Source organism: Streptomyces sp. NPDC031554 (assembly GCF_055580685.1).
This window is the reverse complement of record NZ_JBVIKX010000010.1, coordinates 275,736-299,863: the sequence shown is the minus strand read 5'-3', so window position 1 is coordinate 299,863 and position 24,128 is coordinate 275,736. Positions and strand designations below refer to the sequence as shown.

Annotated in this window: 19 protein-coding genes; 11 read left to right on the top strand and 8 right to left on the bottom strand. The window is 74.0% G+C overall.

The window, feature by feature from the left end:
• Positions 1 to 6: 6 nt before the first annotated feature.
• A complete protein-coding gene (locus ACZ5FU_RS25575; protein WP_469046725.1) occupies positions 7 to 2,115 on the bottom strand; it encodes a DUF4139 domain-containing protein in 2,109 nt (702 codons plus the stop codon).
• 413 nt (positions 2,116 to 2,528) lie between these two features.
• The gene (locus tag ACZ5FU_RS25570; protein ID WP_451531197.1) at positions 2,529 to 3,230 is read right to left on the bottom strand and encodes a hypothetical protein; all 702 of its coding nucleotides are present in this window, start codon (positions 3,228 to 3,230) and stop codon (positions 2,529 to 2,531) included.
• A 266-nt stretch (positions 3,231 to 3,496) separates the two neighbouring features.
• On the opposite strand from ACZ5FU_RS25570, the gene ACZ5FU_RS25565 reads away from it, so the two are divergent.
• Positions 3,497 to 4,072, top strand: a complete 576-nt coding sequence (locus ACZ5FU_RS25565; RefSeq protein WP_469046710.1) for a DM13 domain-containing protein — start codon at positions 3,497 to 3,499, stop codon at positions 4,070 to 4,072.
• A gap of 72 nt (positions 4,073 to 4,144) precedes the next feature.
• Here the strand turns inward: ACZ5FU_RS25565 and ACZ5FU_RS25560 are convergent, their stop codons facing one another.
• Positions 4,145 to 5,662, bottom strand: coding sequence for a SulP family inorganic anion transporter (locus ACZ5FU_RS25560; protein WP_451531195.1), 1,518 nt, complete (start codon positions 5,660 to 5,662; stop codon positions 4,145 to 4,147).
• Positions 5,663 to 6,107: 445 nt separating this feature from the next.
• Here ACZ5FU_RS25560 and ACZ5FU_RS25555 point away from each other — a divergent pair, with 445 nt between their 5' ends.
• Both ACZ5FU_RS25555 and ACZ5FU_RS25550 read left to right on the top strand, forming a co-directional pair.
• A complete protein-coding gene (locus tag ACZ5FU_RS25555; RefSeq protein WP_451531194.1) occupies positions 6,108 to 6,512 on the top strand; it encodes a MerR family transcriptional regulator in 405 nt (134 codons plus the stop codon).
• A 994-nt stretch (positions 6,513 to 7,506) separates the two neighbouring features.
• The gene (locus ACZ5FU_RS25550) at positions 7,507 to 9,069 is read left to right on the top strand and encodes a pectate lyase family protein (protein ID WP_469046707.1); all 1,563 of its coding nucleotides are present in this window, start codon (positions 7,507 to 7,509) and stop codon (positions 9,067 to 9,069) included.
• A 156-nt stretch (positions 9,070 to 9,225) separates the two neighbouring features.
• Here the strand turns inward: ACZ5FU_RS25550 and ACZ5FU_RS25545 are convergent, their stop codons facing one another.
• The gene (locus tag ACZ5FU_RS25545; RefSeq protein ID WP_469046706.1) at positions 9,226 to 10,695 is read right to left on the bottom strand and encodes an MFS transporter; all 1,470 of its coding nucleotides are present in this window, start codon (positions 10,693 to 10,695) and stop codon (positions 9,226 to 9,228) included.
• A gap of 261 nt (positions 10,696 to 10,956) precedes the next feature.
• On the opposite strand from ACZ5FU_RS25545, the gene ACZ5FU_RS25540 reads away from it, so the two are divergent.
• The 3 genes from ACZ5FU_RS25540 to ACZ5FU_RS25530 all read left to right on the top strand — a co-directional run bounded on the left by ACZ5FU_RS25540 (position 10,957) and on the right by ACZ5FU_RS25530 (position 15,467).
• Positions 10,957 to 11,580, top strand: coding sequence for a TetR/AcrR family transcriptional regulator (locus ACZ5FU_RS25540; protein ID WP_469046705.1), 624 nt, complete (start codon positions 10,957 to 10,959; stop codon positions 11,578 to 11,580).
• A gap of 258 nt (positions 11,581 to 11,838) precedes the next feature.
• Positions 11,839 to 14,136: a family 78 glycoside hydrolase catalytic domain gene (locus ACZ5FU_RS25535; RefSeq protein ID WP_469046704.1), complete on the top strand. Its 2,298-nt coding sequence runs from the start codon at positions 11,839 to 11,841 to the stop codon at positions 14,134 to 14,136.
• A 77-nt stretch (positions 14,137 to 14,213) separates the two neighbouring features.
• Positions 14,214 to 15,467: a family 1 glycosylhydrolase gene (locus tag ACZ5FU_RS25530; protein ID WP_451531357.1), complete on the top strand. Its 1,254-nt coding sequence runs from the start codon at positions 14,214 to 14,216 to the stop codon at positions 15,465 to 15,467.
• A 49-nt stretch (positions 15,468 to 15,516) separates the two neighbouring features.
• Here ACZ5FU_RS25530 and ACZ5FU_RS25525 read toward each other — a convergent pair whose 3' ends face one another.
• The 3 genes from ACZ5FU_RS25525 to ACZ5FU_RS25515 all read right to left on the bottom strand — a co-directional run bounded on the left by ACZ5FU_RS25525 (position 15,517) and on the right by ACZ5FU_RS25515 (position 17,564).
• Positions 15,517 to 16,308 carry a YihY/virulence factor BrkB family protein gene (locus ACZ5FU_RS25525; RefSeq protein ID WP_451531364.1) on the bottom strand — a complete coding sequence of 264 codons (792 nt, stop codon included), beginning with the start codon at positions 16,306 to 16,308 and terminating at the stop codon, positions 15,517 to 15,519.
• Positions 16,309 to 16,908: 600 nt separating this feature from the next.
• The gene (locus ACZ5FU_RS25520) at positions 16,909 to 17,130 is read right to left on the bottom strand and encodes a hypothetical protein (RefSeq protein WP_451531358.1); all 222 of its coding nucleotides are present in this window, start codon (positions 17,128 to 17,130) and stop codon (positions 16,909 to 16,911) included.
• An 83-nt stretch (positions 17,131 to 17,213) separates the two neighbouring features.
• On the bottom strand, positions 17,214 to 17,564 hold the full coding sequence (locus ACZ5FU_RS25515) for a hypothetical protein (protein ID WP_451531359.1): 351 nt from the start codon (positions 17,562 to 17,564) through the stop codon (positions 17,214 to 17,216).
• Positions 17,565 to 17,682: 118 nt separating this feature from the next.
• Between ACZ5FU_RS25515 and ACZ5FU_RS25510 the strand changes: the two genes are divergently transcribed.
• The 5 genes from ACZ5FU_RS25510 to ACZ5FU_RS25490 all read left to right on the top strand — a co-directional run bounded on the left by ACZ5FU_RS25510 (position 17,683) and on the right by ACZ5FU_RS25490 (position 23,181).
• Positions 17,683 to 18,315 carry an MSMEG_1061 family FMN-dependent PPOX-type flavoprotein gene (locus tag ACZ5FU_RS25510; RefSeq protein WP_469046703.1) on the top strand — a complete coding sequence of 211 codons (633 nt, stop codon included), beginning with the start codon at positions 17,683 to 17,685 and terminating at the stop codon, positions 18,313 to 18,315.
• 34 nt (positions 18,316 to 18,349) lie between these two features.
• Positions 18,350 to 19,219 (top strand): ABC transporter ATP-binding protein, encoded by an 870-nt coding sequence (locus tag ACZ5FU_RS25505; RefSeq protein WP_468646445.1) that lies wholly within the window; start codon positions 18,350 to 18,352, stop codon positions 19,217 to 19,219.
• A complete protein-coding gene (locus ACZ5FU_RS25500; protein WP_451782020.1) occupies positions 19,216 to 20,193 on the top strand; it encodes an ABC transporter substrate-binding protein in 978 nt (325 codons plus the stop codon). Before ACZ5FU_RS25505 ends, ACZ5FU_RS25500 begins: the two co-directional genes overlap by 4 nt.
• Positions 20,194 to 20,206: 13 nt before the next feature.
• The gene (locus ACZ5FU_RS25495) at positions 20,207 to 22,273 is read left to right on the top strand and encodes an iron ABC transporter permease (RefSeq protein ID WP_469046701.1); all 2,067 of its coding nucleotides are present in this window, start codon (positions 20,207 to 20,209) and stop codon (positions 22,271 to 22,273) included.
• Between the two features lie 203 nt (positions 22,274 to 22,476).
• On the top strand, positions 22,477 to 23,181 hold the full coding sequence (locus tag ACZ5FU_RS25490) for a SpcZ (protein ID WP_469046699.1): 705 nt from the start codon (positions 22,477 to 22,479) through the stop codon (positions 23,179 to 23,181).
• 73 nt (positions 23,182 to 23,254) lie between these two features.
• Here the strand turns inward: ACZ5FU_RS25490 and ACZ5FU_RS25485 are convergent, their stop codons facing one another.
• Complete coding sequence (locus ACZ5FU_RS25485) at positions 23,255 to 24,127, bottom strand: TauD/TfdA dioxygenase family protein (protein WP_469046698.1); 873 nt, start codon at positions 24,125 to 24,127, stop codon at positions 23,255 to 23,257.
• Between the last annotated feature and the right edge of the window lies 1 nt (position 24,128).

Sequence of the window (24,128 nt, the reverse complement as noted above, 5' to 3'; positions counted from 1 at the left end):
GGTGGGTCAGCTCCTGCGGTTGCCGCCGACGAGGGTCTTGCCGGCCGGGATGCGGATCTCGTAGCCGCCGTCGAGAGCGGTGGTGCCGCCGGCGGGCAGCGTCACCCGCCAGACGCGGGTGGCCGGTGCGTGCCGGTCGGACCCGACGCCGTCCTCGGGGGCCGTCCAGTCCGCCCGCTCCTCGATCCGGACGTCCGGGTCGGAGGTCACCGGCACCGGCTCGCGCACCTCGACGGTCACGGGCCCGGAGAGCCCGTTGGCCAGTTCCACGTGCACGCGGTGGTCGAGCACGGTGATGTTGTTGCGCAGCCCCGCCGTCGACTCGCGCAGGTTCGTGCGGCGGGTGACCCGCACCCCCTCGGCCGGCCCGAGTCCCACCCGGCGCACACCGCCGGGCGCGAGGGTGGGAAGTGCGGCGGTCAGCAGGAAGTCGTCGTCGACGGTGACCTCCACCGGGCCGGCCAGCAGGGCCTGGTCGGTGGCGTTGGAGAGCACGAGGGTGGCGTACACGGTCGGCTCCACCGACGGTACGCACAGGTACTCGGTGCGCAGGCCGACCGGGATCTCGCCGACGGTGACGGTGTGCCAGGTGCCGTCGGAGGGGATGTCGGCGCGGGCGGCGGCGTCGAAGCGGTGGTCGAACGAGCCCGCCGACTCGCGGGGCCGCACGGCGTGTCCGGGCAGCGGCAGCGCGGCCACCGCCTCGGCGCGGCGGCGGTGCTCGACCGCCACCGGGTCGAAGGAGGAGTCGGGGAACAGCCGGCCCCGGCGGTCGCCCTGCTCGTCGGGGCCGCACAACACCAGGGCCGCGTAGTCGAGTTCGGTGCCGCTCGGCTGCGGCGGACCGACCGCCGGGGCGGGCGGCGGCGGGGGCGCGGGCCGCCCCGGAGCCGGGGGTGCCTTGGCTGCGGGAGCGGCGAAGGCCCGGGCGGCGCCGCGCGGCCCGCCGCCCGGACGCGCCATGGCCGGCTGTGCCGTGGACGGTTGCGCGAGGTCGGGCACCGGGCCGCCGAAGGGCGTCGGAGCGGCGGCGGGCGGCCCGCCGGGCCCCGCGGGCAGGGGCGGTGGCCCGCCGTAGGAGGGCGCGGGCGGGGGCGGGGCGACCGGGGGAGTGGGCGGGAGAGCGGATCCGGCCGCGCCGGCCGTGTGCGCCGCCCCCGAATTCCTGGGTGCGGCGGCCGTGGCCGGACGCGGGCCCGGGGCGTCGTACCCGGTGAACAGGTCGGCGAGCCCGGCCGGGGGCTCGCGCCAGCCCGAGGGGGCGGGGGCGGGCTGACGGCGTCCGATCCGGATCGAGTCGAGCCTCGGCAGACCGGTGCGGCGCCGCAGGTCGGCGGTGGACAGGGCGACCCGTACGCCCGTCCAGTCCTCGCCGGTGCGCTGGGCGACCGAGGCGCGCAGCACCAGACGGCCGCTGTCCTCGCCCCGGCGGTGGCCGAGACGGTAGGCCGGCACCCAGACGGCGCCCGGCACCCCGTACTCCAGTTCCAGTTCCGCTTCCGCGTCACCGGTGGCGCCGACGAGGGTGAGGACCGCGCAGACCGTGGTCGCCACGTGCGTCGGCGGTACGTCGGTGGAGGCGCGGGCCAGCCGGTCCGTGGTGACGGCGAGGTCGTGCCCGGCAAGGCGCAGCGCCTCGTCGAGTTCGGTGAGGCGGGCGTGCAGGGCGGTCAGCCGTCGCTCGACGAAGTCGCCGAGTTCCAGCCACGCGTCGACCGGGGTACGGCGATGCGGGTCGTCGCGCCTGCGGGCCGGCGGGACCGGGTGCAGGGCCGCGACTTCCCGGATCAGGGTCAGCTGCCGGTCCCGGCGCCCCTGTGCCGCCGCGTACGCCTCGCTCAGCCGCTCCACCTCGCGCCGCAACGCGTCGGGGGCGCCCGCGTCCCGCGGCTCGGCCCCGACCTCCACCCTGGCCTCGACGACGCGCACGCCGGGAGTGCCGAGGACCCGCGCCCGCAGCGAGCCGGGATCCAGCGAGCGGGGCAGCCCCGTCACCCGCACCCGCCCGTCCGGCGGGACGCTGCCGCGGGCCAGCCGGCGGCAGAGCGCGCCCTGCGCGTACACCACGACCGAATCGAGGGCCGACCCCCAACTCCGTGCTTCTTCCACCCGCATGTACGCCCCCACCGTGTCCGTGCCGAGCACAGCCTACGTCTCGTGCGCGTCGTGGCGCGATGATCGGATCGGGCTCGGTGACAGGTGACAGGTGACGGGCCACGGGTGATCCGGGAGGCGGGCGGGCTGGGGAGCGGGGCGGCGGCGTGGGCTCGCCGCCCGGGCCGGCGGGGACGCGAGCCTGCGGCCACGGCGAGCCGTCCGGCCGGCGGCCCAGGTGCCCGGCGCCGGTCCGGGGACGCCTCGCCGACCGCGGCGCACCGGTCGGCCTGTTCCGGGGTCCCGTCGCGATCCACCGGCGGCGCACGCGGCCGGGCCCGTCCCCGGGACCGGGCGGTCCGGGTCGCCGCGCGGCGGACGCGGCGACCTCGTGGACCACGCGGGTGGGGGCAGGGAGAGCCGCCGGTCCCGTCCTACGCGGACCGCCCCTCCCGTGGTGCCTCCTGCGTGCCCGTGGCCGGGGCGGCGGGCGCCTCCGGAGAGGTGTAGAAGACGGACGTGCCCTGCTTGCTGCGCTGGGCGTGGTTCTTGGCCACCAGCCCTTCGAGGGTGGTGCGCACGACGGTGGTCTTGATGCCCCGTTCGGGGTGCTGCTTACCCAGCGACTGGGCGACCTCGGCCGCGGAGCGCGGCTCGCTCTGCCCGGCGAGGTGCTCGCGGACCAGGGAGACGAGCGAGGGCTGATCCGTCTTCGGGGCCGTCTTCGGGGCCGCCTCGCGGGCGGCCGCCTTCTTGACCGCGGGCTTGGCGGCTGCCGCCGCGGGCTTGGCGGCCTTCACCCGGCGGGAGGCGCCGGTCGGGGCCTTCTTCCGGGGAGCGGGCACCGCCGTCGCCTTCTCCACCGCGGCCTTCCCGACCCCGGCCTTGCCGGTCGTGGTCTCCTCGACGGCGGCCTTCCCGGCCGTGGGCGCGGTGGAAGCGGGCTCCACACCGAGGGCCTGCTGCACGTTCAGCAGCACCGTGCGGTCCTTCTCCAGGGAGGCCAACTGCTCCTGCAGCGAGGCGATCTCACCGGCGACGCGGTCCTGCTCCTTGAGGTTGCGCTCCAGGTCACCGGCGACCTGCGCCACATACTGGCTGGTCACCCCGTTTGTCTGTGCGGTGGTCTCCGACATGACGCTCACGCTCCTTGATAGGACCCGGCAGGTCGTCGCGGGCCGCCGACCCACGACCCGTACGGCGTTGTGTCGAAGTGATACTACGGAGCGCGGCCTTCCCGCGGTCAGCCCCCGGTCGCAGCGCGTTGCCGCCGCTCGCACGGCGCGACCGGCGCGACGTAAGGATTCCGTCATCGGTCACGGAGCGCGTGACGGCCGTCCGCGCCCGTTGAACGGACGGACGATGAAGTGAACTCCTGAGGATCGGGGCGGAGACGGGGCGTGTGCGCAGGGTGCTGACCGGACCGTCGGTCATCGCGGTGCTGGTAGTGGCGGTGACGGGCGCCGGGTTCGGCTTCTCCTGGTTCCAGCCGTGGAAGCTGCGGCAGGACGAGTTCGTCCAGGAGGCGCTCCCCGGAGCCGTGCGCATTTCGGCCCCTCCGGCGTCGGCTCCCGCGGCAGCCCTCTCGGACGAGCCCTTCGGGCAGTCCGTCCCGGCCACCGGTCCGCACACAGTGGCGAGTGGTGAGTTGATCAGCCACGAGCACGCGACCTCGGGCACGGTGAAGCTCGTACGGCCGGCCGACGGCTCCCACGTCGTCCGGCTGGAGAACCTGGACACCAGCAACGGGCCGGACCTGCGCGTCTGGCTGACCGACGCGCCGGTGCGGCGGGGCAGCGCCGGATGGCACGTCTTCGACGACGGAGACCACGTCGGCCTCGGCCGGCTCAAGGGCAACAGGGGGAGCCAGAACTACGTCCTTCCCGCCGACGTGGACCCGTCGGACTACCGTAGCGTCAGCATCTGGTGCGACCGCTTCGACGTGTCCTTCGGCGCGGCCGAACTCGCCCGCACCTGAGGGCCGTTCGTCCGCGCGGGGAGGTGCGACGGTCGCGCGGCGGGCGGGACGCCGCGCGACCGCGGCTCCCGGTCAGCCGCTGCCCGTGAGTTCGCCGCTGAGCGTTTCGTGGATGCGGGCGCTGGGCTCGTTGAGACCGGTGATCTCGACGGTCTTGCCGCGCTGGGCGTACTTGTGCTCGACGGCGTCCAGGGCGGCGACGGAGGAGGCGTCCCAGATGTGGGCGGCGGACAGGTCGATGACGACGCGGTCGGCTTCGGTGGCGTAGTCGAAGCGGTCGACGAGCTCGTTGGAGGAGGCGAAGAACAGCTCACCGGTGACCCGGTGGACGACGGTCGAGCCGTCGGGGTCGGTGACCACGCTGACCTCGGTGAAGTGGGCGACGCGTTTGGCGAAGACGACCATCGCCGTGACCGAGCCGACGACGACACCGATGGCGAGGTTGTGGGTGGCGACCACGCAGACGACGGTGACCACCATGACGGTGATCTCCCCGGCCGGCATTCGCCTGAGCGTCTTCGGCGCGACGGAGTGCCAGTCGAACGTGGCCACCGACACCATGACCATCACGGCGACGAGCGCGGCCATGGGGATGTCCGAGACGACCGGGCCGAAGACGATGCACAGCACCATCAGGAAGGCGCCCGCCAGGAACGTCGACAGGCGGGTACGGGCACCGGACACCCGTACGTTGATCATCGTCTGACCGATCATGGCGCAGCCGCCCATGCCGCCGAAGAAGCCGGTGACGATGTTGGCCACGCCCTGCCCGACCGACTCACGGGTCTTGGACGAGCGGGTGTCGGTGATGTCGTCGACCAGTTTGGCGGTCATCAGCGACTCCATCAGCCCGACCAGGGCCATGGCGAGCGAGTACGGGGCGATGGTGGTCAGGGTGTCCAGCGTGAACGGAACGTCCGGCAGGCCGGGCACCGGCAGCGCGGAGGGAAGGTCCCCCTTGTCGCCGACGGTCGGCACCGCGATCCCCGCCGCGACGGTGACGACCGTGAGGACGGCGATGGAGACCAGCGGGGCCGGGACCACCGTGGTGACCTTGGGGAAGAACACCAGGAGGGCCAGTCCGGCGGCGATCAGCGGATAGACCGGCCAGGGCACGTCCGTCATCTCCGGAACCTGTGCCATGAAGATCAGGACGGCCAGGGAGTTGACGAAGCCGACCATCACGCTGCGCGGCACGAAGCGCATCAGCTTCGCCACCCCGAGCGCGCCCAGCGCGATCTGGAAGACGCCGGCCAGGATGACGGCCGCGACCAGGTGGCCGAAGCCGTGCTCGCGGTTCAACGGGGCGATGACCAGGGCCACCGCGCCGGTGGCCGCGGAGATCATCGCGGGCCGGCCGCCGACCACGGCGATGGTCACGGCCATCGTGAACGAGGCGAACAGACCGATGGCCGGGTCGACACCGGCGATGATCGAGAAGGAGATCGCCTCCGGGATCAGGGCCAGGGCGACCACGAGACCGGCCAGTACCTCGGTGCGCAGCACCTTCGGATCGGACAGCCAGGAAGGACGCCGGGAGCCGCGCAGCCACGCGGCCGGGGACAGGGGGGACGGTGCGGAGGAGGGCAAGGGAAGGCAGACCTGTCGTGCTCGGGCGCACCCGGCCTCACGGCGGGCGCGCGGAGAAGGCATGGGGACATGGGAGGCGTGCGGACCCGGAGCGCGCGGGCGGCCGGTCCGGCCCGCGGGGAATCCGGGAGGGCGGGGCGGGATCCGCGGAGCGGTTCGCAGGAGAGCCGCGGGGACGGCGGAGACCGCCCGGCGGCTCGGGCTCACGGCGGGAAGGGGGTGACGCCGGTCGTCACGGACATGCGCACGCTCTCTCCTGCGGACGGCGGACCTCGCCGGGGGCTTCGTCGGCCCCGACACGGCGGACTGCGCGGGACGACGGGCCCGCACCGGGAAAAGCACGGCGCGGAGCCGCCCCCGGGCCGGAGCAACTCTACCCTAACGTTAGGGTAGGGATCGGCGCCGGTGTCCGGCGCTCGCCGCCAGAGACGAGAAGGGCTCCCGCGTGAGCAGCGAGCACATGCAGATCGGCGAGGTCGCCGCACGGACCGAGCTGTCGTTGCGCACCATCCGGCACTACGAGGACGCCGGCCTCGTCGTCCCCTCCGCCCGCTCCCAGGGCGGTTTCCGCCTCTACACCGAGGCGGACGTCGCCCGCCTCATGGTCGTCCGCCGGATGAAGCCCCTCGGCTTCACCCTCGACGAGATGCGCGGCCTGCTCGACGCGACGGACCGTCTGGACGCGGGCGGCGAACTGTCGCCCGCGGAGCGGGACGAACTGCGGACGCGCGTCCGCGGCTTCGAACAGGCCGCCCGGCGGCGGGTCGAGGATCTGCGCGTCCAGCTGGCGCGCGCCGAGGAGTTCGCGGCCACGCTCGCCGAACGGCTGACCCGGACCGCTGCACCCTGACCGGCCGGCCCGGTCCGCGCCCCCTGGCCGACCTGCCGGTTCCGACCGCGCCCCTGGCCGACCTGCCGACCGGCCGGCGCCCACCGTGACCACCCGGCCGGCTCCGCCCGCGCCCCGGCCGACCGACCGGCTCCGTCTGTGACGCCTCGGCCGGCCGGTCGCCTCCGACCGTGACCACCCGGCCGTTCGGCCGACCTGCCGGATCCGCCTGCCGTGCCCTGGCCGACTGCCTCGCCGACCCACTGGCCGCCCGGCCGGCTGATCCACTGGCCGGCTGACCACTGGCCGCCTGGCCGGCGCCGCCCGTGACGCCCTCGCCCGCGGTCCGGTGGACGCTCGCGTCGGTCGAGGCGGTGCGGGGGCGCCCGGCCGGTGCCGCCCCGGAGGTGAGGGCTGCCGCGGCCGTGGCGATCGCCCCGGCCTCGGCGGGGACGGCGAGGCCTTCATGGTGGTGCCGCCCGGACTCCCCCGCTGATCACGTACATCACTCCAGTTCACGTATGGGAACGCGAAGTGAGGGTGGGCGTCATGCCGCCTGGGGAGCCCGGTTGCGGCGGAAAGGGCCGGGCGGGCAGGGGAGTGCCTTCGCGGAAGCAACATCGCAGCCAGGGTGGGGGTGCTGCGGGCCCGGAAACGGAAAGGGGCGGCGGGTGATTCCCGCTCTCCGTACCCGCCCCTCTCAAACCCTTGCCACCTCGCTGCGGGACCCCTATCGTCGCCGCACGGAAAGCGCTTTCTCGGAGCCGGGACCGTTCCGGGAAGGGCCGACCGTCGCGGTGGACGCCGCGACTTGTGCACGAGCCGCCAGTGACCCGGCATCAGGTGTCCCGCGACGCCGACGTGCCGTCGAACGAAAGGTGCACGTCATGACGAGCCGGCATGCGACTGTTCCCCCTGCTCTCCTCGCCGGCCTTGATTGACGGTCCACGGACAAGCTTTCGCCGTGTGCGGCAGCAATGCGAGGCCGGGCAGAACGAAGAATCAGGAGACATCCATGCAAAGAAAAGTCGCCCTGCGACTCTCCGCAGCATCGGCCGCGATGGCCCTCGCGGCCGGGGTCGGTGTCGTGCTGTCGATGCCGGAGGCCTCCGCGGCGACCGGTGCCGCGACCGGTTACGCGACCCAGAACGGCGGTACCACGGGCGGAGCCGGCGGTCAGACGGTGCGGGCCACCACGGGAACCGCGATCCACGCGGCCCTGTGCGCCAGGGCCAGCAGCAGCACCCCGATCACCATCGAGGTCGAGGGGACCATCAACCACGGCAACACGGCCAAGGTGTCGGGCAGCAGCTGCAACACCGCCGCCGGGGTGATCGAGCTGAAGCAGATCAGCAACGTCACGATCGTCGGCGTCGGCGGCGGAGCCGTCTTCGACCAACTGGGCATCCACATCCGTGAATCCAGCAACATCATCATCCAGAACGTGACGATCAAGAACGTGAAGAAGTCGGGCTCGCCCACCTCCAACGGCGGTGACGCCATCGGCATGGAGAGCGGCGTGCGCAACGTCTGGGTCGATCACGCGAACCTGGAGGCGTCGGGCGGGGAGTCGGAAGGCTACGACGGCCTCTTCGACATGAAGGACGACACCAAGTACGTGACGCTGTCGTACAGCGTCCTGCGCAACTCCGGGCGCGGCGGTCTGATCGGCTCCAGCGAGAGCGACCTGTCGAACGGGTTCGTCACCTTCCACCACAACCTCTACCAGAACATCGACTCCCGCACGCCCCTGCTGCGCGGCGGAACGGCCCACATCTACAACAACCACTACGTGAGCCTGAACGAGTCCGGCATCAACTCCCGTGCCGGGGCGCGCGCCAAGGTGGACAACAACTACTTCGAGGACTCCAAGGACGTCCTGGGCACCTTCTACACGGACGCGGCCGGCTACTGGCAGGTCAGCGGCAACGTCTTCGACAACGTGACCTGGTCGAGCCCCGGCACCGAGAACAAGCCCGCCGGGCCCGACCCGCAGTCCAACACCACGGTCAGCATTCCTTACGCCTACACGCTCGACGCCGCCGCGTGCGTGCCGGACGTGGTGAGCCGCACGGCCGGGGCGGGCAAGGGCCTCCAGGTGTCGAACGGCAGCTGCTCGGTGCAGTCGCCCACGTCGAGCCCGACCGCCCCGCCCACGTCGGCGACGCCGACCCCGTCCTCCAGCCCCACCTCGGGACCGAGCCAGCCCAGCGGGACCAACCTGAGCATCGGGGCCGGGTCGGACGGCTCCAGCAAGGCCGGTGGCACGAGTTACGGCAACGTGCGGGACGGCGACATGAGCACGTACTGGTCGCCCGCCGCCTCGACCGGCGCCATCTCGATCAAGTGGGGCTCCGCCACGTCCGTCTCCAGGATCAACGTCCGGGAGGCGGCGGGGGCGACGGGTGTCATCGGCGCCTGGAAGGTGCTCAACGGTGACACCGGCGCCGTGCTCACCTCGGGCAGCGGCGCGGGGTCCATCACCTTCCCGCGGACCTCACTGAGCAAGGTCACCTTCGAGATCACCGGTTCGACGGGCACGCCGAAGGTCGCCGAGTTCGAGACCTACGCCCAGTAGGCGAGCGGTCCGGCCCGCCCCCGGTGCCCGACGCGGCACCGGCACGGGCCGGACCGGTCCCCGCTCCCGACACCGGACCTGCTCCACCCCCGCGTCTCGCGGGGGCGGAGCAGGTCCGGTGCGTCGCGGGGGCCGCCGGCGGGCGCGCCGTCGCGCTCAGCCGGGGAGCGCGTCGTCGCTCTCCGGATCCCGCAGCCGGGGGATGAACAGGGAGAGGGCCAGGGCCGACAGGGTGACGAGGGCGCCGAGCCAGAAGACCCAGGCGTAGCCGGCGTCCTGGTAGAAGGCGGTGCCGTCGACCACGGTGCTGTGCGCGTTGAGGAGGGCGTAGGCGCCGGCGGTGACGATCGCGCCGAACAGGCTGACGAGCATGTTGAGCATGCCGCTGCCCAGCCCCTGTTCGTCGCGTGAGACGACGCCGACGACGAGCACCGGAGCGGTCGCCACCACGATGCCGGAACCGATGTTGGCGACGCACGACGTCAGGATCAGTTCCGTCTCGTCGCCGTGGAGGAAGCCGACGAGCGCGTAGCCCAGCGCCATGACCGCCAGGCCGGCGATCCAGACCTTGCGAGGGTCCAGGCGGCGCAGGAAGCGGCTGACGAGGAGGCCGGTGCCGAACATCACCAGGTTCCAGCTCACGCTGACCACGGCGTTGTGCTGTGCCGTCCAGCCGAGGCCGGCGGAGACGCCGGGGATGTGCGGGAAGAGCGCGAGCAGGATGGCGAGGCCCGGCATCGTGAACGCGACGGTCTGGGCGAGACCGCCCGCCGTGAGGGCGAGAGCCACGGGGCGTCGCCGGAGGACCTCCAGGTCCAGGATCGGGTGCGCGCTGGCCCGCTCGACGAACAGGAAGGCGACCAGCGCGGCGGCCCCGGCGGCGAGCCAGCCCAGGGTCCTGCCGTCCGCCCAGCCCCAGCTCTGCCCCTGCCCGACGGCGTAGACCACGGCGGTCAGACCGCCGCCGAGGACCAGGCCGCCGAGCCAGTCGAAGCCCGTGTCGAAGGCGTGCCGGGGTGTCTCCGGCACCAGGAACGCGACCAGCAGGAAGGCGACGGCGGTGGCGGCGGCGAGGAACCACAGGGCGCCGCGGTATCCCCAGCCGTCGACGAGCCGGCCCGCCAGGAACGGTGTGCCCAGGGCCACCAGTCCGACGCTGCTGCCCATGATGCCGCTGGCCGGCTTGACCAGCTTCTTCGGGAAGACGTCCCGCACCGCAGCGAAGGAGAGGGCACCGAACGGACCGTAGAAACCGGCGACGGCCCGGCCGACCAGCACCAGCCAGAAGTCTCCGGCCAGTGCGGCCAGGGCCTCGCCGCCGGTGCCCAGCGCCATCATGGCGAGCATGACGCGCTTCCTGCCGTACAGGTCGCCCAGTTTGATGGCGAACGGCGTGAGCAGGACACTCGCCAGGGTGAGCGTCAGGCCGAACCACGCGACCTGCGTGGTGTGGAAACTCTGGGCGACGCTCGCGGTGGCGTTGGCACCGAGGATTCCGCCCGCGGCCAGCAACTGGGTGGGCCACGCGAGGGCGATCAGCACCGCGACCAGGCGGGGATTCCATCGTTCGCTCGTCTCGACAGGAGGTGCGCTGTCGAGTGAGGGGCTTGGTGACGTCGGTGTCACGCCATGCCCTCCTTTCACGGAGGTGCCGAAGGGAGTGAGAGGAGATGTGGGGGGGCGGTGCGGGGCGCACGGATGGACGGGCCCGCCGTTACGCGCCGGTGACCGGGAGATGACGGCCCGGCGATCCGTCGGCGCGTGACGTCGATGATGACCCGAACGCCTAGTGGTCGCTAGGTTTCCGTCGAGTGACCCACGTCACAGGCGGACACCCCGCTTCCGGTCCGTCGCCGTCGCCGCGCACCACCCCGGTACGGTTCTGGCATGGCGACACCCAGGGGGCCGCGCGGCGGCTACACGGCAGGCAGGGCCCGGCGTACCCAGATCCTCGAAGCGGCACTGCTGCGCTTCGGGCAGGACGGCTACCGCAAGACCTCGCTCGCCCGTGTCGCCCGGGACGCCGAGATCACCGACGCCGGCCTGCTCCACCACTTCCGTGACAAGCAGCAACTCCTGCTGGCGGTCGTCGAGCACTGGCACGACCGCATGGACACCCGGTGGCAGCGGGTCTCGGGATCGGTGCGCGACGCCTTCCGCTGTCACCTGGAGGACACCGCCCAGCGGCTCACCATGCCCGGCATGGTGGAGCTCGCCGTCGTGGTCGCCGCCGAGGCGACCGCCCCCGACCACCCCGCCCACGACTTCTTCACCCATTGGCAGGAGAAGGGCGTGCGGGAGCTCGCCGAGCGGCTGGAGGCCGGCAGCCGGAGCGGGGAACTCCTGCCGGACATCGACCACGGCGGCATCGCCCGCGAGTGCGCGGCCCTCGACGCGGGCCTGCGCCAGCAGTGGCTCGCCGGTGGCCGCTCCTTCGACCTCATCGCGGTCATGCGCGCGCACCTCGACCGCCTCATGCGCTCCATATCCGTCGACGGGCAGGGGCTGTAGGGAGCCGGACCCCGGCGGCGGGCCGTACGGCTCCGGTCGGCCGGGCGCCGCACGGAGCCCTACTTTGTCATGAACTCGACAGAGCGAACGCGTCCCGGTCGGGCGCGTGATCCACGTCACGCAAGTCAAGGCCTAGCGTTCACTAGGTTTTGGGGCGCATGATCGACCCTGCCTCCCTCCCCCCGCCCGACGACCGCACCCGCCGACGACCCCACCCGCCCCAGGCACCACCCGCGCCCACCGCGCCGAGGACCCGACATGCGCCACTTCCGGACCGCCCGCGTCATCGCTCCCCGCCGACAGGCGGACCCCTCCGTCACCGGGGCCCGCCCCGCCGCCCTGCTGCGCGCCGAGTTCACCCTGCGCGCGGCGCCCGCCGCGGCCCGGCTCTCCGTGACCGCGCTCGGCGTGTACGAACTGCAGCTCAACGGCACCGTGGTGGGCGACCACGTCCTGGCCCCCGGCTGGACCAGCTACCGCCACCGCCACCGCTACCAGGAATTCGACGTCACGCACCTGGTCCGCGAGGGCGCCAACGCCTGGGGCGCCCAGCTGGCCGACGGCTGGTACCGGGGCCTGCTCGGCTTCAACGGCGGCACCCGCGACATCTACGGCACCGACACGGGCCTGCTCGCCGAGCTGCGCATCGAGTACGCCGACGGCACCACCGAGACCGTCGCCACCGGCGACCACTGGCGCTGGAGTCCGGGCCCCGTGCTCGCCGCCGGACTGTACGAGGGCGAGGAGTACGACGCCCGCCGCGCACAGGCCGGCTTCAGCGAGACCGGCTTCGACGACTCGGCGTGGGAAGCCGTACGGCTCCTGGAGTTCGACACCGGCGTGCTCTTCCCGGCGGACAGCCCGCCGGTGCGCCGCATCGAGTCGCTCGCCCCGGTCGCCGTCACCACCTCACCCGCCGGCCGCACCCTCGTCGACTTCGGCCAGAACCTCGTCGGACGCCTGCGCATCCGCGTCCGGGGCGAGGCCGGCCGCACGATCACCCTCCGCCACGCCGAGGTCCTCGAGGACGGCGAGCTGTGCACGCGCCCGCTGCGGCACGCCACCGCCACCGACCGCTACACCCTGTGCGGGGATCCGGAGGGCGAGGTGTGGGAGCCGCGCTTCACCTTCCACGGCTTCCGCCACGTCGAGATCGACGGCTGGCCGGGCGAGCCGGACCCGGCCGACGTCACCGCCGTCGTCCTGCACAGCGACCTGCGCCGCACCGGGTGGTTCTCGTGCTCGGACGCCTCCCTGGAGCGGCTGCACGAGAACGTCGTCTGGGGGATGCGCGGCAACTTCCTCGACGTGCCCACCGACTGCCCGCAGCGCGACGAGCGGCTCGGCTGGACCGGCGACGTCCAGGTCTTCGCCCCCACCGCGGCCTTCCTCCACGACGTCCGCGACTTCCTGCGCTCCTGGCTGCGCGACCTCGCCGCCGACCAGGGCGACGACGCGCACGGCGTACCGCCGGTGTTCAGCCCCGCGATCCCGGTGATCACGCCGGTGCCGATCCCGCCCGGCAACCCGCCGATGGCCGGCTGGTGCGACGCGGCCGTCATCGTCCCCTGGGTGCTGTACGAGCGCTACGGCGACGTCGAGGTGCTGCGCGAGCAGTACCCCTCGATGCGGGGCTGGGTCGACGCCGTCGACCGGATCGCCGGACCCGGCCGGATCTGGGGCGAGGGCTTCCAGTTCGGCGACTGGCTGGACCCGGCCGCGCCCGCGGACGACCCCGGCCGGGCGATGACCTCCTCCTCCCTGGTCGCCACCGCCTATTTCGCGCACTCCGCGCGCCTGCTGGCCCGGACGGCCCGGCTGCTGGGGGAGGACGACGACGCCGGGCGCTACCTCGCGCTGGCCGACTCGGTCCGCGACGCCTTCCTCGGCCGCTTCCACGGCGGGGGCGGCCGGCTGACGGAGGAGACCCAGACCGCGTACGCCCTCGCCCTGTGCTTCCGGCTGATCGAGGACCCCGCCGAACGCGCCGAGGCCGGGCGCCGGCTGGCCGCCCTGGTCGCCGGGGGCGGACACCGCATCGGCACCGGGTTCCTCGGCACCCCGCTGGTGTGCGACGCGCTGACCGACACCGGACACGTGGACACCGCCTACCGGCTGCTGACCCAGCGTTCCTGCCCGTCCTGGCTCCACCAGGTCGACATGGGCGCCACCACTGTCTGGGAACGCTGGGACAGCATGCTCCCCGACGGCCGGGTCAACCCCGGCGAGATGACCTCCTTCAACCACTACGCGTTCGGAGCCGTCGCCGACTGGCTCCACCGCACCGTCGCCGGCCTGGCACCCGCCGAGCCGGGCTACCGCCGGCTCCTGGTCCGGCCCCGCCCCGGCGGCGGCCTCACCTGGGCGCACGCCGCGCACGAGACGCCGTACGGCCGGGCCGAGACCGGCTGGCGCGTCGAGGGCGGCACGCTGCTCGTCGACCTCCTCGTGCCACCCGGTGCCACCGCGCTGGTCGATCTGCCCGGCGGGCCGCCCACCGAGGCCGGCCCGGGCCGGCACTCCTTCCGCGTCCCGCTCACCACGGTCGCGCCCTGACCACCACGGCCGCGCCCCGACCGCCGGGGCCCTGCCCCCTTCACCTTCCGGTTCGCCGGATCACCCGAGGAGCACCCATGACGCACAACCGCCTGCCCGACGGCTTCCTGTGGGGCGTCGCCACCGCGGGACACCAGAACGAGGGCGACAACCGCGCGAGCGACACCTGGTTCCTGGAGCACACCACCCCCTCGCTCTTCCGCGAGCCGAGCGGGCCGGCCTGCCGGGGCTACGAGCACTGGGAGAGCGACCTCGACCTGGTGGCGGGGCTCGGACTCGACGCCTTCCGGTTCTCCGTCGAGTGGGCACGCGTCGAACCCGAGCGCGGTGTCGTCTCCGCCGAGGCGCTCGACCACTACGAGCGCAGGATCGACGGCTGCCTCGCACGCGGCCTGGCACCCCTGGTGACGTTCAGCCACTTCACCGCACCGCACTGGTTCGCGGCGGACGGCTCGTGGACCGGGGCCGACGCCGCGGGCCGGTTCGCCGACCAGTGCGACCGCGTCATGGCGCGCTTCGGCGACCGGATCGCCTACGCGGTCACCCTCAACGAACCCAATCTGGAACAGCTGCTGCAGGCGGGCGCGAAACTCCCGGCCGAGGCGGAGGAGCTCAAGAGGCGGATGCTCGCGGCGGCGGCCCGCGCGGCCGGAAGCGACGGCTACGCCAGCGCGAACGTCATCCCCGCCGACCGGCAGGAGGAGTTCCAGGAGGCGTTCACCCGCGCCCACCGCGCCGCCCGCGAGGCGATCAGGGCGCGCCGCGGCGACCTGCCGGTCGGCGTCTCCATCGCCATCGCCGACGAGGTCGCGGTCCCCGGCGGCGAGCGGCGCCGGGACGCCAAGCGCGCCGCCGTCTACGACCACTGGCTGCGCGAGGCGCGCGACGACGACTTCATCGGCGTGCAGAACTACGAGCGCATCGTGCACGGCCCCGACGGCGAGGTGACGCCCGACGGGGAGCTGAACGGCATGGGCACCGTCATCGAGCCCGGCTCCCTCGCCGGGGCGGTGCGCTACGCCCACGAGGTGGCCGGCGTACCGGTGCTCGTCACCGAGCACGGCATCCAGACCGCGGACGACACCCAGCGCGCCGCGTTCGTCCCCGCCGCGATCGAGGCCCTCGCGGCCGAGACCGCCGCCGGCACGCCCGTCCTCGGCTACTGCCACTGGACGCTCATGGACAACTTCGAGTGGATCTTCGGGTACGGCGCCCAGCTCGGCCTGCACGAGGTCGACCGCGAGACGTTCGAGCGCCGTCCCAAGCCGAGCGCGAAGGTGTACGCCGACGTGGTGCGGAGCCACCGCGGGGTGCCCGCCGGCCGCGGCTGACGAGCGGCGGGCGGGGGCCGGCCGGGCCGCCGGCGGACGCGGCCGGCCGTCACCGGCGGGGCGGCGCCTGCCTGTTCAGCTCGGCCGTGAACTGGGCCCCGGCCAGCAGCGCGAGGTTGGACAGCCACAGCCAGATCAGGAAGACGACGATGCCGGCGAGGGAGCCGTACAGCCTGCTGTAGGTGCTCAGGGCGGAGGCGTAGAGCGCGAAACCCGCGGAGACCGTGAGCCACAGGCCCGCCGCCAGGGCGCCGCCGGGCAGGCTGTGCCTGCGCCGGCGCGCCGGGGCCGGCCCCATGTGGAAGACGACGACGACCAGGAGCGCGACCAGCCCCAGCAGCAGGGGCCAGCGCAGCAGGGCCCAGGCCCGTGCCGCCACCTCGTCGAGCCCGAGGAGACCGCCGACGGCCTCGGCGACCGGTCCGGTGAGCAGCAGGAGCAGCGAACTGACGAGCAGCAGGGCCAGCAGGGCGAGAGCGGTGAGGACGATGCGGGGGGCCTTGCGCAGGGGCGAGCGGCGGTCGGCGACGTGGTGCATGCGGTGCAGGGCCCGGCGGAACACGGCCAGGTAGCTGGAGGCGGACCACAGGGCGCTCACCGTGCAGGCGGCCAGCAGCGTCCAGGCCGCGGAGCTGCGCCGCGCCATCCGGACCATGACGCCCTGGAGTTCGCTCCCGGACTGCCCCGGGGCGTAGGCCGTCACGTGCGCGATGAAGTCCCCCGCGGTGGCGGGGCTGACCAGGCTGAAGGCGATGACGGTGACCAGCAGGGAGGGCAGGACGGCCAGGATGGAGTAGTAGGTGAGTGCGGCCGCGTAGTCGGACACGTCGTCACGCCACATCGACGCGGGGGTGCGGCGCAGGGCGGAGCCCCACGAGGGCGGTGACCGCCGTGCCGGGGCCGTGGGGACGACGACGGGCGAACCGGTGCGGGACGCGGCCCGCCGCCCGGCCGGCAGGGGGCGGGGACGCGGACCGTCGTCCCTCCGTCGTGCGTACGCCTCCATGGCCCGTCCTTCCCGCCGGCCGGCGGACCGCTTCCACCGTGTGAACCGACCCGGCCGCGGGACCGGCCGGTCGGCCGTGTCCAGGACGCGGAGGTCCGGGTCTGTGGGGCGGATACCCGGGAATCGCCCGCCCACGTCCTCGCCGGACCGGGGCACGGGTGCCGCACGGGCGGGCCGGTGAGGGCCGAGCGGGAGCGGGGCGGTGTGCGTCCGGTCGCGCTACCGGGGCCCGTACGACGGGACGGACCGGAGGGGACCGGCGGCGTTCGGCGAGTCGGGTGGGCGGGGCCCGGTGCGTGCGGCTGCACGGCGGAGGAGGGCGTCGATGCGATGAGGACCCCGCCGGCGGGGCCCGGAACGGGGATTCGCCGACCGGCGGCGCCGGGGGAGCGCGTGCCGGCCCCCGCGACACCGGCGCCGCCCGCCGGGCGGGCCTTACCGCGTCAGGTCCAGCGGTCGCAGCGTGCTCCAGTGACGGTGCAGCAGGTCCTCGGGCGACATCGCGCGGGGATCGCCGGGTGACGGGGGACGGACGGGGACCGGGTCCCGGCCGGTGTACGGGCGCCGCTTCCACCACAGGAGGGCGGTGACGGCCACTCCGCTTCCGGCGAGCGCCGCCGCGGCGACGGTGAGCGCGTGGCTGGTCCTGACCGGCATGGTGTCTCCCTGGGGACTGGGGCGGCGGTCGTGCCGCCGGAGCATCGTGTGACCCGGCCGGGCGCCTTCATGCCGAGGGACGTTCACTCCTGCGCGCGCCCCGCCGCCGGCTCCCACGCCTGCCGGTCGTCGTCCCCGCCCCGCCGGCCCTCGCTCTGCCGGTCGTCGTCCTCTGCCTGTCGGCCGGTCGCCGAGATCCCGGACCTCCGCGAGGAGTTCGTCGTCGACGCGGACGCGACGGGACGGGCGGTCCGCGGCCCCAGCTGCGTCATCTCGGCGAACCACCAGGTGCCCGCCACGGCGAGGGCCCAGACCAGCGCGTGCAGCAGCGACTCCGACCACGTGGCCCGCTCCGACTGCCGTTCCACGACGGTGAAGAAGGCCCAGCCGACCATCAGGACACAGGTGACGCGCACGCGTCGATGCTTGAACATGCGTGCCCGGTTACCCGAGCCGTCCCCGGTCCACACCCGGCCGGCCGCGGACCCCGCGCCCGGCACCGCCGACGCCACACCCCGAGCAGGTAAGGCAAGGCGAACCTAACTTGAGTTAATGTTCGAGGTGCAACCACTTGTCGCACGCACCCCCTGGGAGTCCGTCTTGCCGTACGCGATCGACGTCACCGTGGACGGGCCGGACGGAGCCGTCGGGGACGGCTGGGTCGAGCTGGGCTCGCGGGCCGAGCTGCGCGAAGTGCTGGGCGAGCCCTGGCCCGTGGTGATCGAGAAGGTCCATGACCGGCTCACCGGTCAGGACCTGGACATCCTGGCCCGTTCGCCCTTCTGTCTGCTGGCCACCTCCGACGCGGACGGCAACTGCGACGTCTCCCCGCGCGGCGACGGCCCGGGCTTCACCCATGTCGTCGACGCGCGCACGCTCGCCCTGCCCGACCGGCCGGGCAACCGGCGCGGCGACAGTTTCCACAACATCCTCGACAACCCGCACGCCGGCCTGCTGTACCTGATCCCGGGCGGCAAGGAGGTCCTGCGGGTCAACGGGCGGGCCCGCATCCTCACCGACGCCCCGTTCTTCGACGCCATGAGGCGGGACGACCGGCGTCCCGCGCTCGCCCTGGTGCTGGAGATCGACGAGATCTACCTGCACTGCCCGCAGTCCCTGCGGCGCTCGGGCCTGTGGGACCCGACGTCCTGGCCGGCCGGACGGGGCGGCCCGGCCCCCGCGTGATCCAAGTCGATAAGGTTAGGCTAACCTTATCGACGTGAGATCTGGTGGAGAAAAAGCCGGCACCCCGCGCCTGCGCGGCCACGAACTGGCCGCGACGGACGTCACGGTGTCGTACGACGGCGTCGACGTCGTCCACGCGGCCGAGGTCGGGCTGCGGCCCGGTGAGGTGACCGCCCTGGTCGGCCCCAACGGGAGCGGGAAGTCCACGCTCCTGCGGACGATCGCCCGGTTGCAGCGGGCCCGGCACGCCGCGATCCGGATCGACGACGACACCGACGGACTCGCCCTGACACCCCGTCAGTTCTCGCGCCACGTCGCCCTGCTGACCCAGAGCCGCCCGACACCGAGCGGACTGACCGTGCGCGACATCGTCGAGTTCGGCCGCTACCCGTACCGCGGACGCTTCGGCCGGCCCGACCCGGACGCGGCCGCCGCGGTCGACCGGGCGCTCGCCCTGACCGGCGTCACCGACCTCGCCGGACGCGGCGCCGACCACCTCTCCGGCGGACAACTGCAGCGGGTGTGGCTCGCCGGCTGCCTCGCGCAGGAGACCGGCGTACTGCTCCTGGACGAGCCCACGACCTACCTCGACCTGCGCTACCAGGTCGAACTCCTCGACCTGATCCGCGACCTGGCGGACGAGCACGGCATCGCCGTCGGCGTCGTCCTGCACGACCTCGACCAGGCGGCGGCCGTCGCCGACCGGATCACGCTGCTCGACGCGGGCCGCGTCGTCGCCGACGGCCCGCCCGCCGACGTCCTGACGCCGCAACGCCTCACCGCCGTCTACGGCATCCGCATCGAGGTCGACCACGACCCGCTCACCGGCCGGCTGCGCACCCGCGCCATCGGCCGCCACCACACCCGCCCCACCCTCAGCGAAAGGCTCGGCACCACCTCATGAGACGCCTCCTGCTCACCGCGGCCACCACCGCCGCGGCGCTCACCCTCGCAGCCTGCGGCACCACCGAGCCCGCCGCCGACGACGCGAAGAAGACCTCCGAGGCGATCACCCTCACCGGCGCCACCGGTACGAAGGTCACGCTCGACGGCCCCGCCACCAAGGTCGTCACCACCGAGTGGAACGTCACCGAGAGCCTCCTCACCCTCGGCGTCGACCCCGTCGGCGTCGCCGACGTCAAGGGCTACAAGACCTGGGACACCGCCGTCCCGCTGACCACCGAGCCGAAGGACGTCGGCACCCGCGGCGAGCCGAGCATGGACACCATCGCCTCCCTCGCGCCCGACCTCGTCCTCGCCACCACCGACCTGCCGCCCGCCGCCGTGAAGCAACTGCGCCAGATAGCCCCCGTGCTGGAGGTGAAGTCCGCCGACTCCGCCGACCAGATCGGGCTGATGCTCGACAACCTCGACCTCATCGCGCGGGCCACCGGCACCACCGACAAGGCCGAGACGGTCCGCACCGCCTGGGAGACCAAGGTCGCCGAGGGCCGCAAGGCCCTCGCCGACGCCGGTCTCGACGGCACCGGACTGGCCTTCGCCGACGGGTACGTCACCTCCAACCAGGTCTCCGTGCGCCCGTACACCGCCGGTTCGCTGATCGGCAGCGTCAACGAGGCGCTCGGCCTGAAGAACACCTGGACCGTCGAGGGCGACGCGAGCTACGGCCTCGGCACCACCGACGTCGAGGGCCTCACCGCCCTGCCGAAGGACACCCGGTTCGCCTACATCGGCAGCGACGGCGACAAGAACAGCACCCCCTTCACCGGTGCCCTGGCGAAGAACGCCGTATGGACGTCCCTGCCGTTCGTCAAGGCCGGCGAGGTGCACCGACTGCCCGACGGCATCTGGATGTTCGGCGGACCCGGCTCGATGCAGGCCTACGTCGACGCCCTCGTCGACGCCCTGACGAAGTAGGGGCGACGCAGCCGTGGCCGTCACCGCAACCGCCCCCGCCACCCGTCCGCAGGCGGCCCCGCCCCGCAGGGGTGCCGCCGCGGTGACGGCCGCACTGGCGCTCCTGGTCGCCGCCCTCGCCGTCGTCGACATCACCCAGGGCACGGCCGCCGTCGGACCGGCCGAGGTCTTCAAGGCCCTGACCGGGCGGGCAGATCCGGCGGACGCCTCCGTCGTGGTCGCCTCCCGGCTGCCCCGCATGACCGCGGGCCTCCTGGTCGGAGCCGTGCTCGCCGTGGCGGGCGCCGTGCTCCAGGCCGTCAGCCGCAACGTGCTCGCCTCGCCCGACACCCTCGCCGTGAACGCCGGTTCCTACCTGGCGCTCGGCGTGGTCGGGGCCACCGGCGTCTCGCTGCCGCTGCTCGCCTCCTCCGGGGTCGCCTTCGCCGGCGGACTCCTGGCCGCGGGCGTCGTCCTCGCCCTGTCCGGCCTCGGCACGGGCACCGTACGGCTGGTCCTCGCCGGCACCGCGCTGGCGCTCGGCCTCAACTCCGTGACCGAGGGCCTGCTCCTGCTCTTCCCCGAGCAGACCGAGGGCCTGTACCAGTGGAACCAGGGCAGCATCGGTCAGAACGGCTTCGACGGTGTCCTGCAGATGCTGCCCGTCGCCGCGGCCGGCCTCGTCGGCCTGCTGCTCACCGCCCGCCGCGTCGACGCCCTCGCCCTCGGCGACGACGCCGCGCGCGGACTCGGCGTCCCGGTCCGCGCCACCCGCGTCACGGTCGTCGTCCTGGCGGCACTGCTGTCGGCCGCCGCCGTCACCCTGGCCGGGCCCATCGGCTTCGTCGGCCTGTGCGCCCCGGCCCTGACCCGGCCGCTCGCCCGCCGGTTCCCGGCCTTCGCCCGCGCCCGTGCCGGCTGGCCCGTGGCCGGCCTGGCCGGTGCGGGACTGGTCCTCGGGTCGGACGTCCTGCTGCGGGCCCTGGTGCCCGCGGACACGGCGGTGGCCGTCCCCACCGGAGTCGTCACCGGCCTCGTCGGCGCCGTGTTCCTGGTGGTGACGGCCCTGCGGCTGCGGGACACCGCCGAGGCCGGCGCCCCGGACCGGCTGCGCACCCCCGGCCGCACCGCGTTCCGGGTCACGGTGGCCGTCCTCGTCGTCACGGTCGCCGGCGTCACGGTCGCCGGCGTGCTGCTGGGCGACACCGGGCTCCTGCTCGGCGACGTCGTCAACTGGGCGCGAGGGCGCGCCGGGCAGACGGTCTCCTTCGTCCTCGACACCCGGGTGCCGCGCGTGCTCGCCGCCCTGTGCGCCGGCGCGGCCCTCGCCCTGGCCGGCACGCTGGTGCAGGCCGTCACCCGCAACCCGCTGGCCGAACCCGGCGTCCTCGGCGTCTCCGGCGGAGCCGCGCTGGGCGCCGTGCTCCTCGTCACCACCGCGCCCGTCGCCGGATCCTGGGCCGTCGCGGGGGCGGCGTTCGCCGGGGCCGCCACGGCCTCCGCCGTCGTCTTCGGACTCGCCGCCCGGGGCGGTTACCGGCAGAACCGGCTGGTCCTCGTCGGCGTCGGCGTGGCCGCCGCCACGACGGCGCTGATCAGCCTGCTCATCGTGCTGACCGACCCCTTCAACGCCACCAAGGCGCTGACCTGGCTGTCCGGTTCGACGTACGGGCGGACCCTGCCGGACGTCCTGCCCGTCGCGCTGGTACTGGCGCTGGGCATCGGGGTGGCGGTCGCCCGCCGCACCGAACTGGACCTCGTGTCCCTGGACGAGGACACCCCGCGGCTGCTCGGTCTGCGGCTGTCCCGGGTCCGCCTGGGCCTCCTCGTGGTGAGCGTCCTGCTCAGCGCGACCGCCGTCGCCTCGGCCGGCACCATCGGCTTCGTGGGCCTCGTCGCACCGCACGCGGCGCGCACCCTCGTGGGCCGGCGGCACGCACGGGTGGTGCCGGTCGCCGTCCTGCTCGGCGCGGCCCTCGTCTGCGTGGCCGACCTGATCGGCCGCACGGTCATCGCGCCCGCCCAGCTCGGCGCGGGCCTGGTGACGGCGGTGATCGGGACGCCGTACTTCCTGTACCTGCTCGTGCGCGGCCGTCGCTAGCGCGTGTCCGGCGCCCCGCGGTGCGGCCGGTACGGCCGGTCCCGGTGAGCGCGCTCACCGGGACCGGCCGTACCGGGGGAGCGGTTCCCGCTGCGACGCGAGGACCCGCCGACGCTGGATTCCGTGACCCCCGGGACGGAAGAATGCGCCCTCCGATGATTCTCCCGGCCCCCGAGCCGGGGCCGTCCGTCCCGGAGGCTGTGATGTCGACCCGCTCGCGTATCCCGTCGGAGACCGTGGAGACGAGGACGGGGACGGCGGCGGCACCCGCCTGGCCCGTCCAGGTCGCCGGGGCGCTCGTCGAGGAGGCGGACCCCACCGACGGCCTCGGGCACCTCGGCGCCGGGGTGCCGTTCGCGGCCGTCCACCTCTGGCACGCCGGCGCGGTCGCCGAACTGCTCGCCGAGGCGGTCGCCCGGCGCGGCGGCGATCCGGCCCCGCACGAGGCGCTGCGGGCGCTCCACGAACGCGCGGCGCGGGGCGAGACGTTCGGCGAGGACGTCTGGTCCGCCGCGCTGGAACCGGCGCTGCGCGAGGTGTACCGGCTGGCCTATCCCCGCGAACAGGTCCGTGCCCGGGCCGCCGCGGCCGCCTCCTCCTTCGCGCTCGCGCGCGGCTGGGCCGGGAAGGACGCCGAGGAGTACGGCGAGACCTACGCCCGGATGGACACCGAGGTGAGCGAGCGGGTGCACACCGAGGCCAACACCGTCGCGAACGCCGCCGCCTACGCCCTCGCCTTCACCACCGGTGAGGCGGACGAGTACGCCCGTGCCTGGCCGTTCGCCCTGGTGCAGGCCTGGATCGCCGCCTGGGCGGGAGCGGACGGTGCCGGCGGTCCGGCCGCCCGGCAGGCCCGGGCACGCCTGCGCCACGGTCTCGCGCAGGCGGTCCGGCACGCCACGGCGTGAGCGGGGGAACACCTCAGGCGTGGTGCCCGGGCCGTGGAGGCCCGGGCACCACGCCTGAGGCTTCGTCGCGTCGTCAGCCCTTGACCGGGCCGCCGTCGATGGCGACGCGGCGGCCGTAGCGGGTGTAGGGGTAGTAGTCGTAGACCGCGTGGTGCTGGACGCAACGGTTGTCCCAGAAGACGAGGGTGCCCGGGCTCCAGCGCACGCGCAGGTGCAGGACGGGCCTGCCGGCGACGGTGTCGAAGAGCAGGTCGAGCAGGGCTCGGCTCTCCTGTTCGGAGAGTTGCGGGACGCGGCTGGTGTAGGCCTTGTTGACGTACAGCAGCTTGCGGCCGGTCTCGGGATGCCGTGCGACGAGAGGGTGTTCACTCCTGGGGACGACGTAGTCGGCCGGCGGGGTGTAGCCCGCGAGGGCCTGCGCGCCGTCGTGGACGGCGGTGAGCCCGTCCAGCAGGGAGCGCAGGGCCGGGGAGAGCATCTCGTAGGCCAGGTGCATGTTGGCGAACAGGGTGTCGCCGCCGGAGCCGGGGCCGGGGATCTCGGTGATGTACAGCATCGACCCCAGGGACGGTTCGGCGTCGGCGGTGCCGTCCGCGTGCCAGCCGTTGCCCGCCACGTTCGCCGCGGCCGAGGTGGTGCGGATCTCCAGGACGCAGGGGTCGCCCTCGGGCGGCGGGGGGTTGACGGGCCGCAGCTCGCCGAAGGCGGAGGCGAAGCGCTTGTGGTCCTCGACGGAGATGTCCTGGTCGCGGAAGACGAGGACGTGGTGGTCGCGGAACGCGGTGCGTATCTCGTCCAGTTGCTCGTCCGGGATCTCCCCGGACAGGTCGACGCCGAGGACCTCCGCGCCCAGCACGGGGGTCAGCCGCTCGACCCTCAGGGTGCGGTAGTCGTGCACGGGGCGGGTGGTGACCGCTTCCAGTGCCTCGCGTTCGTAGGGCTCCATG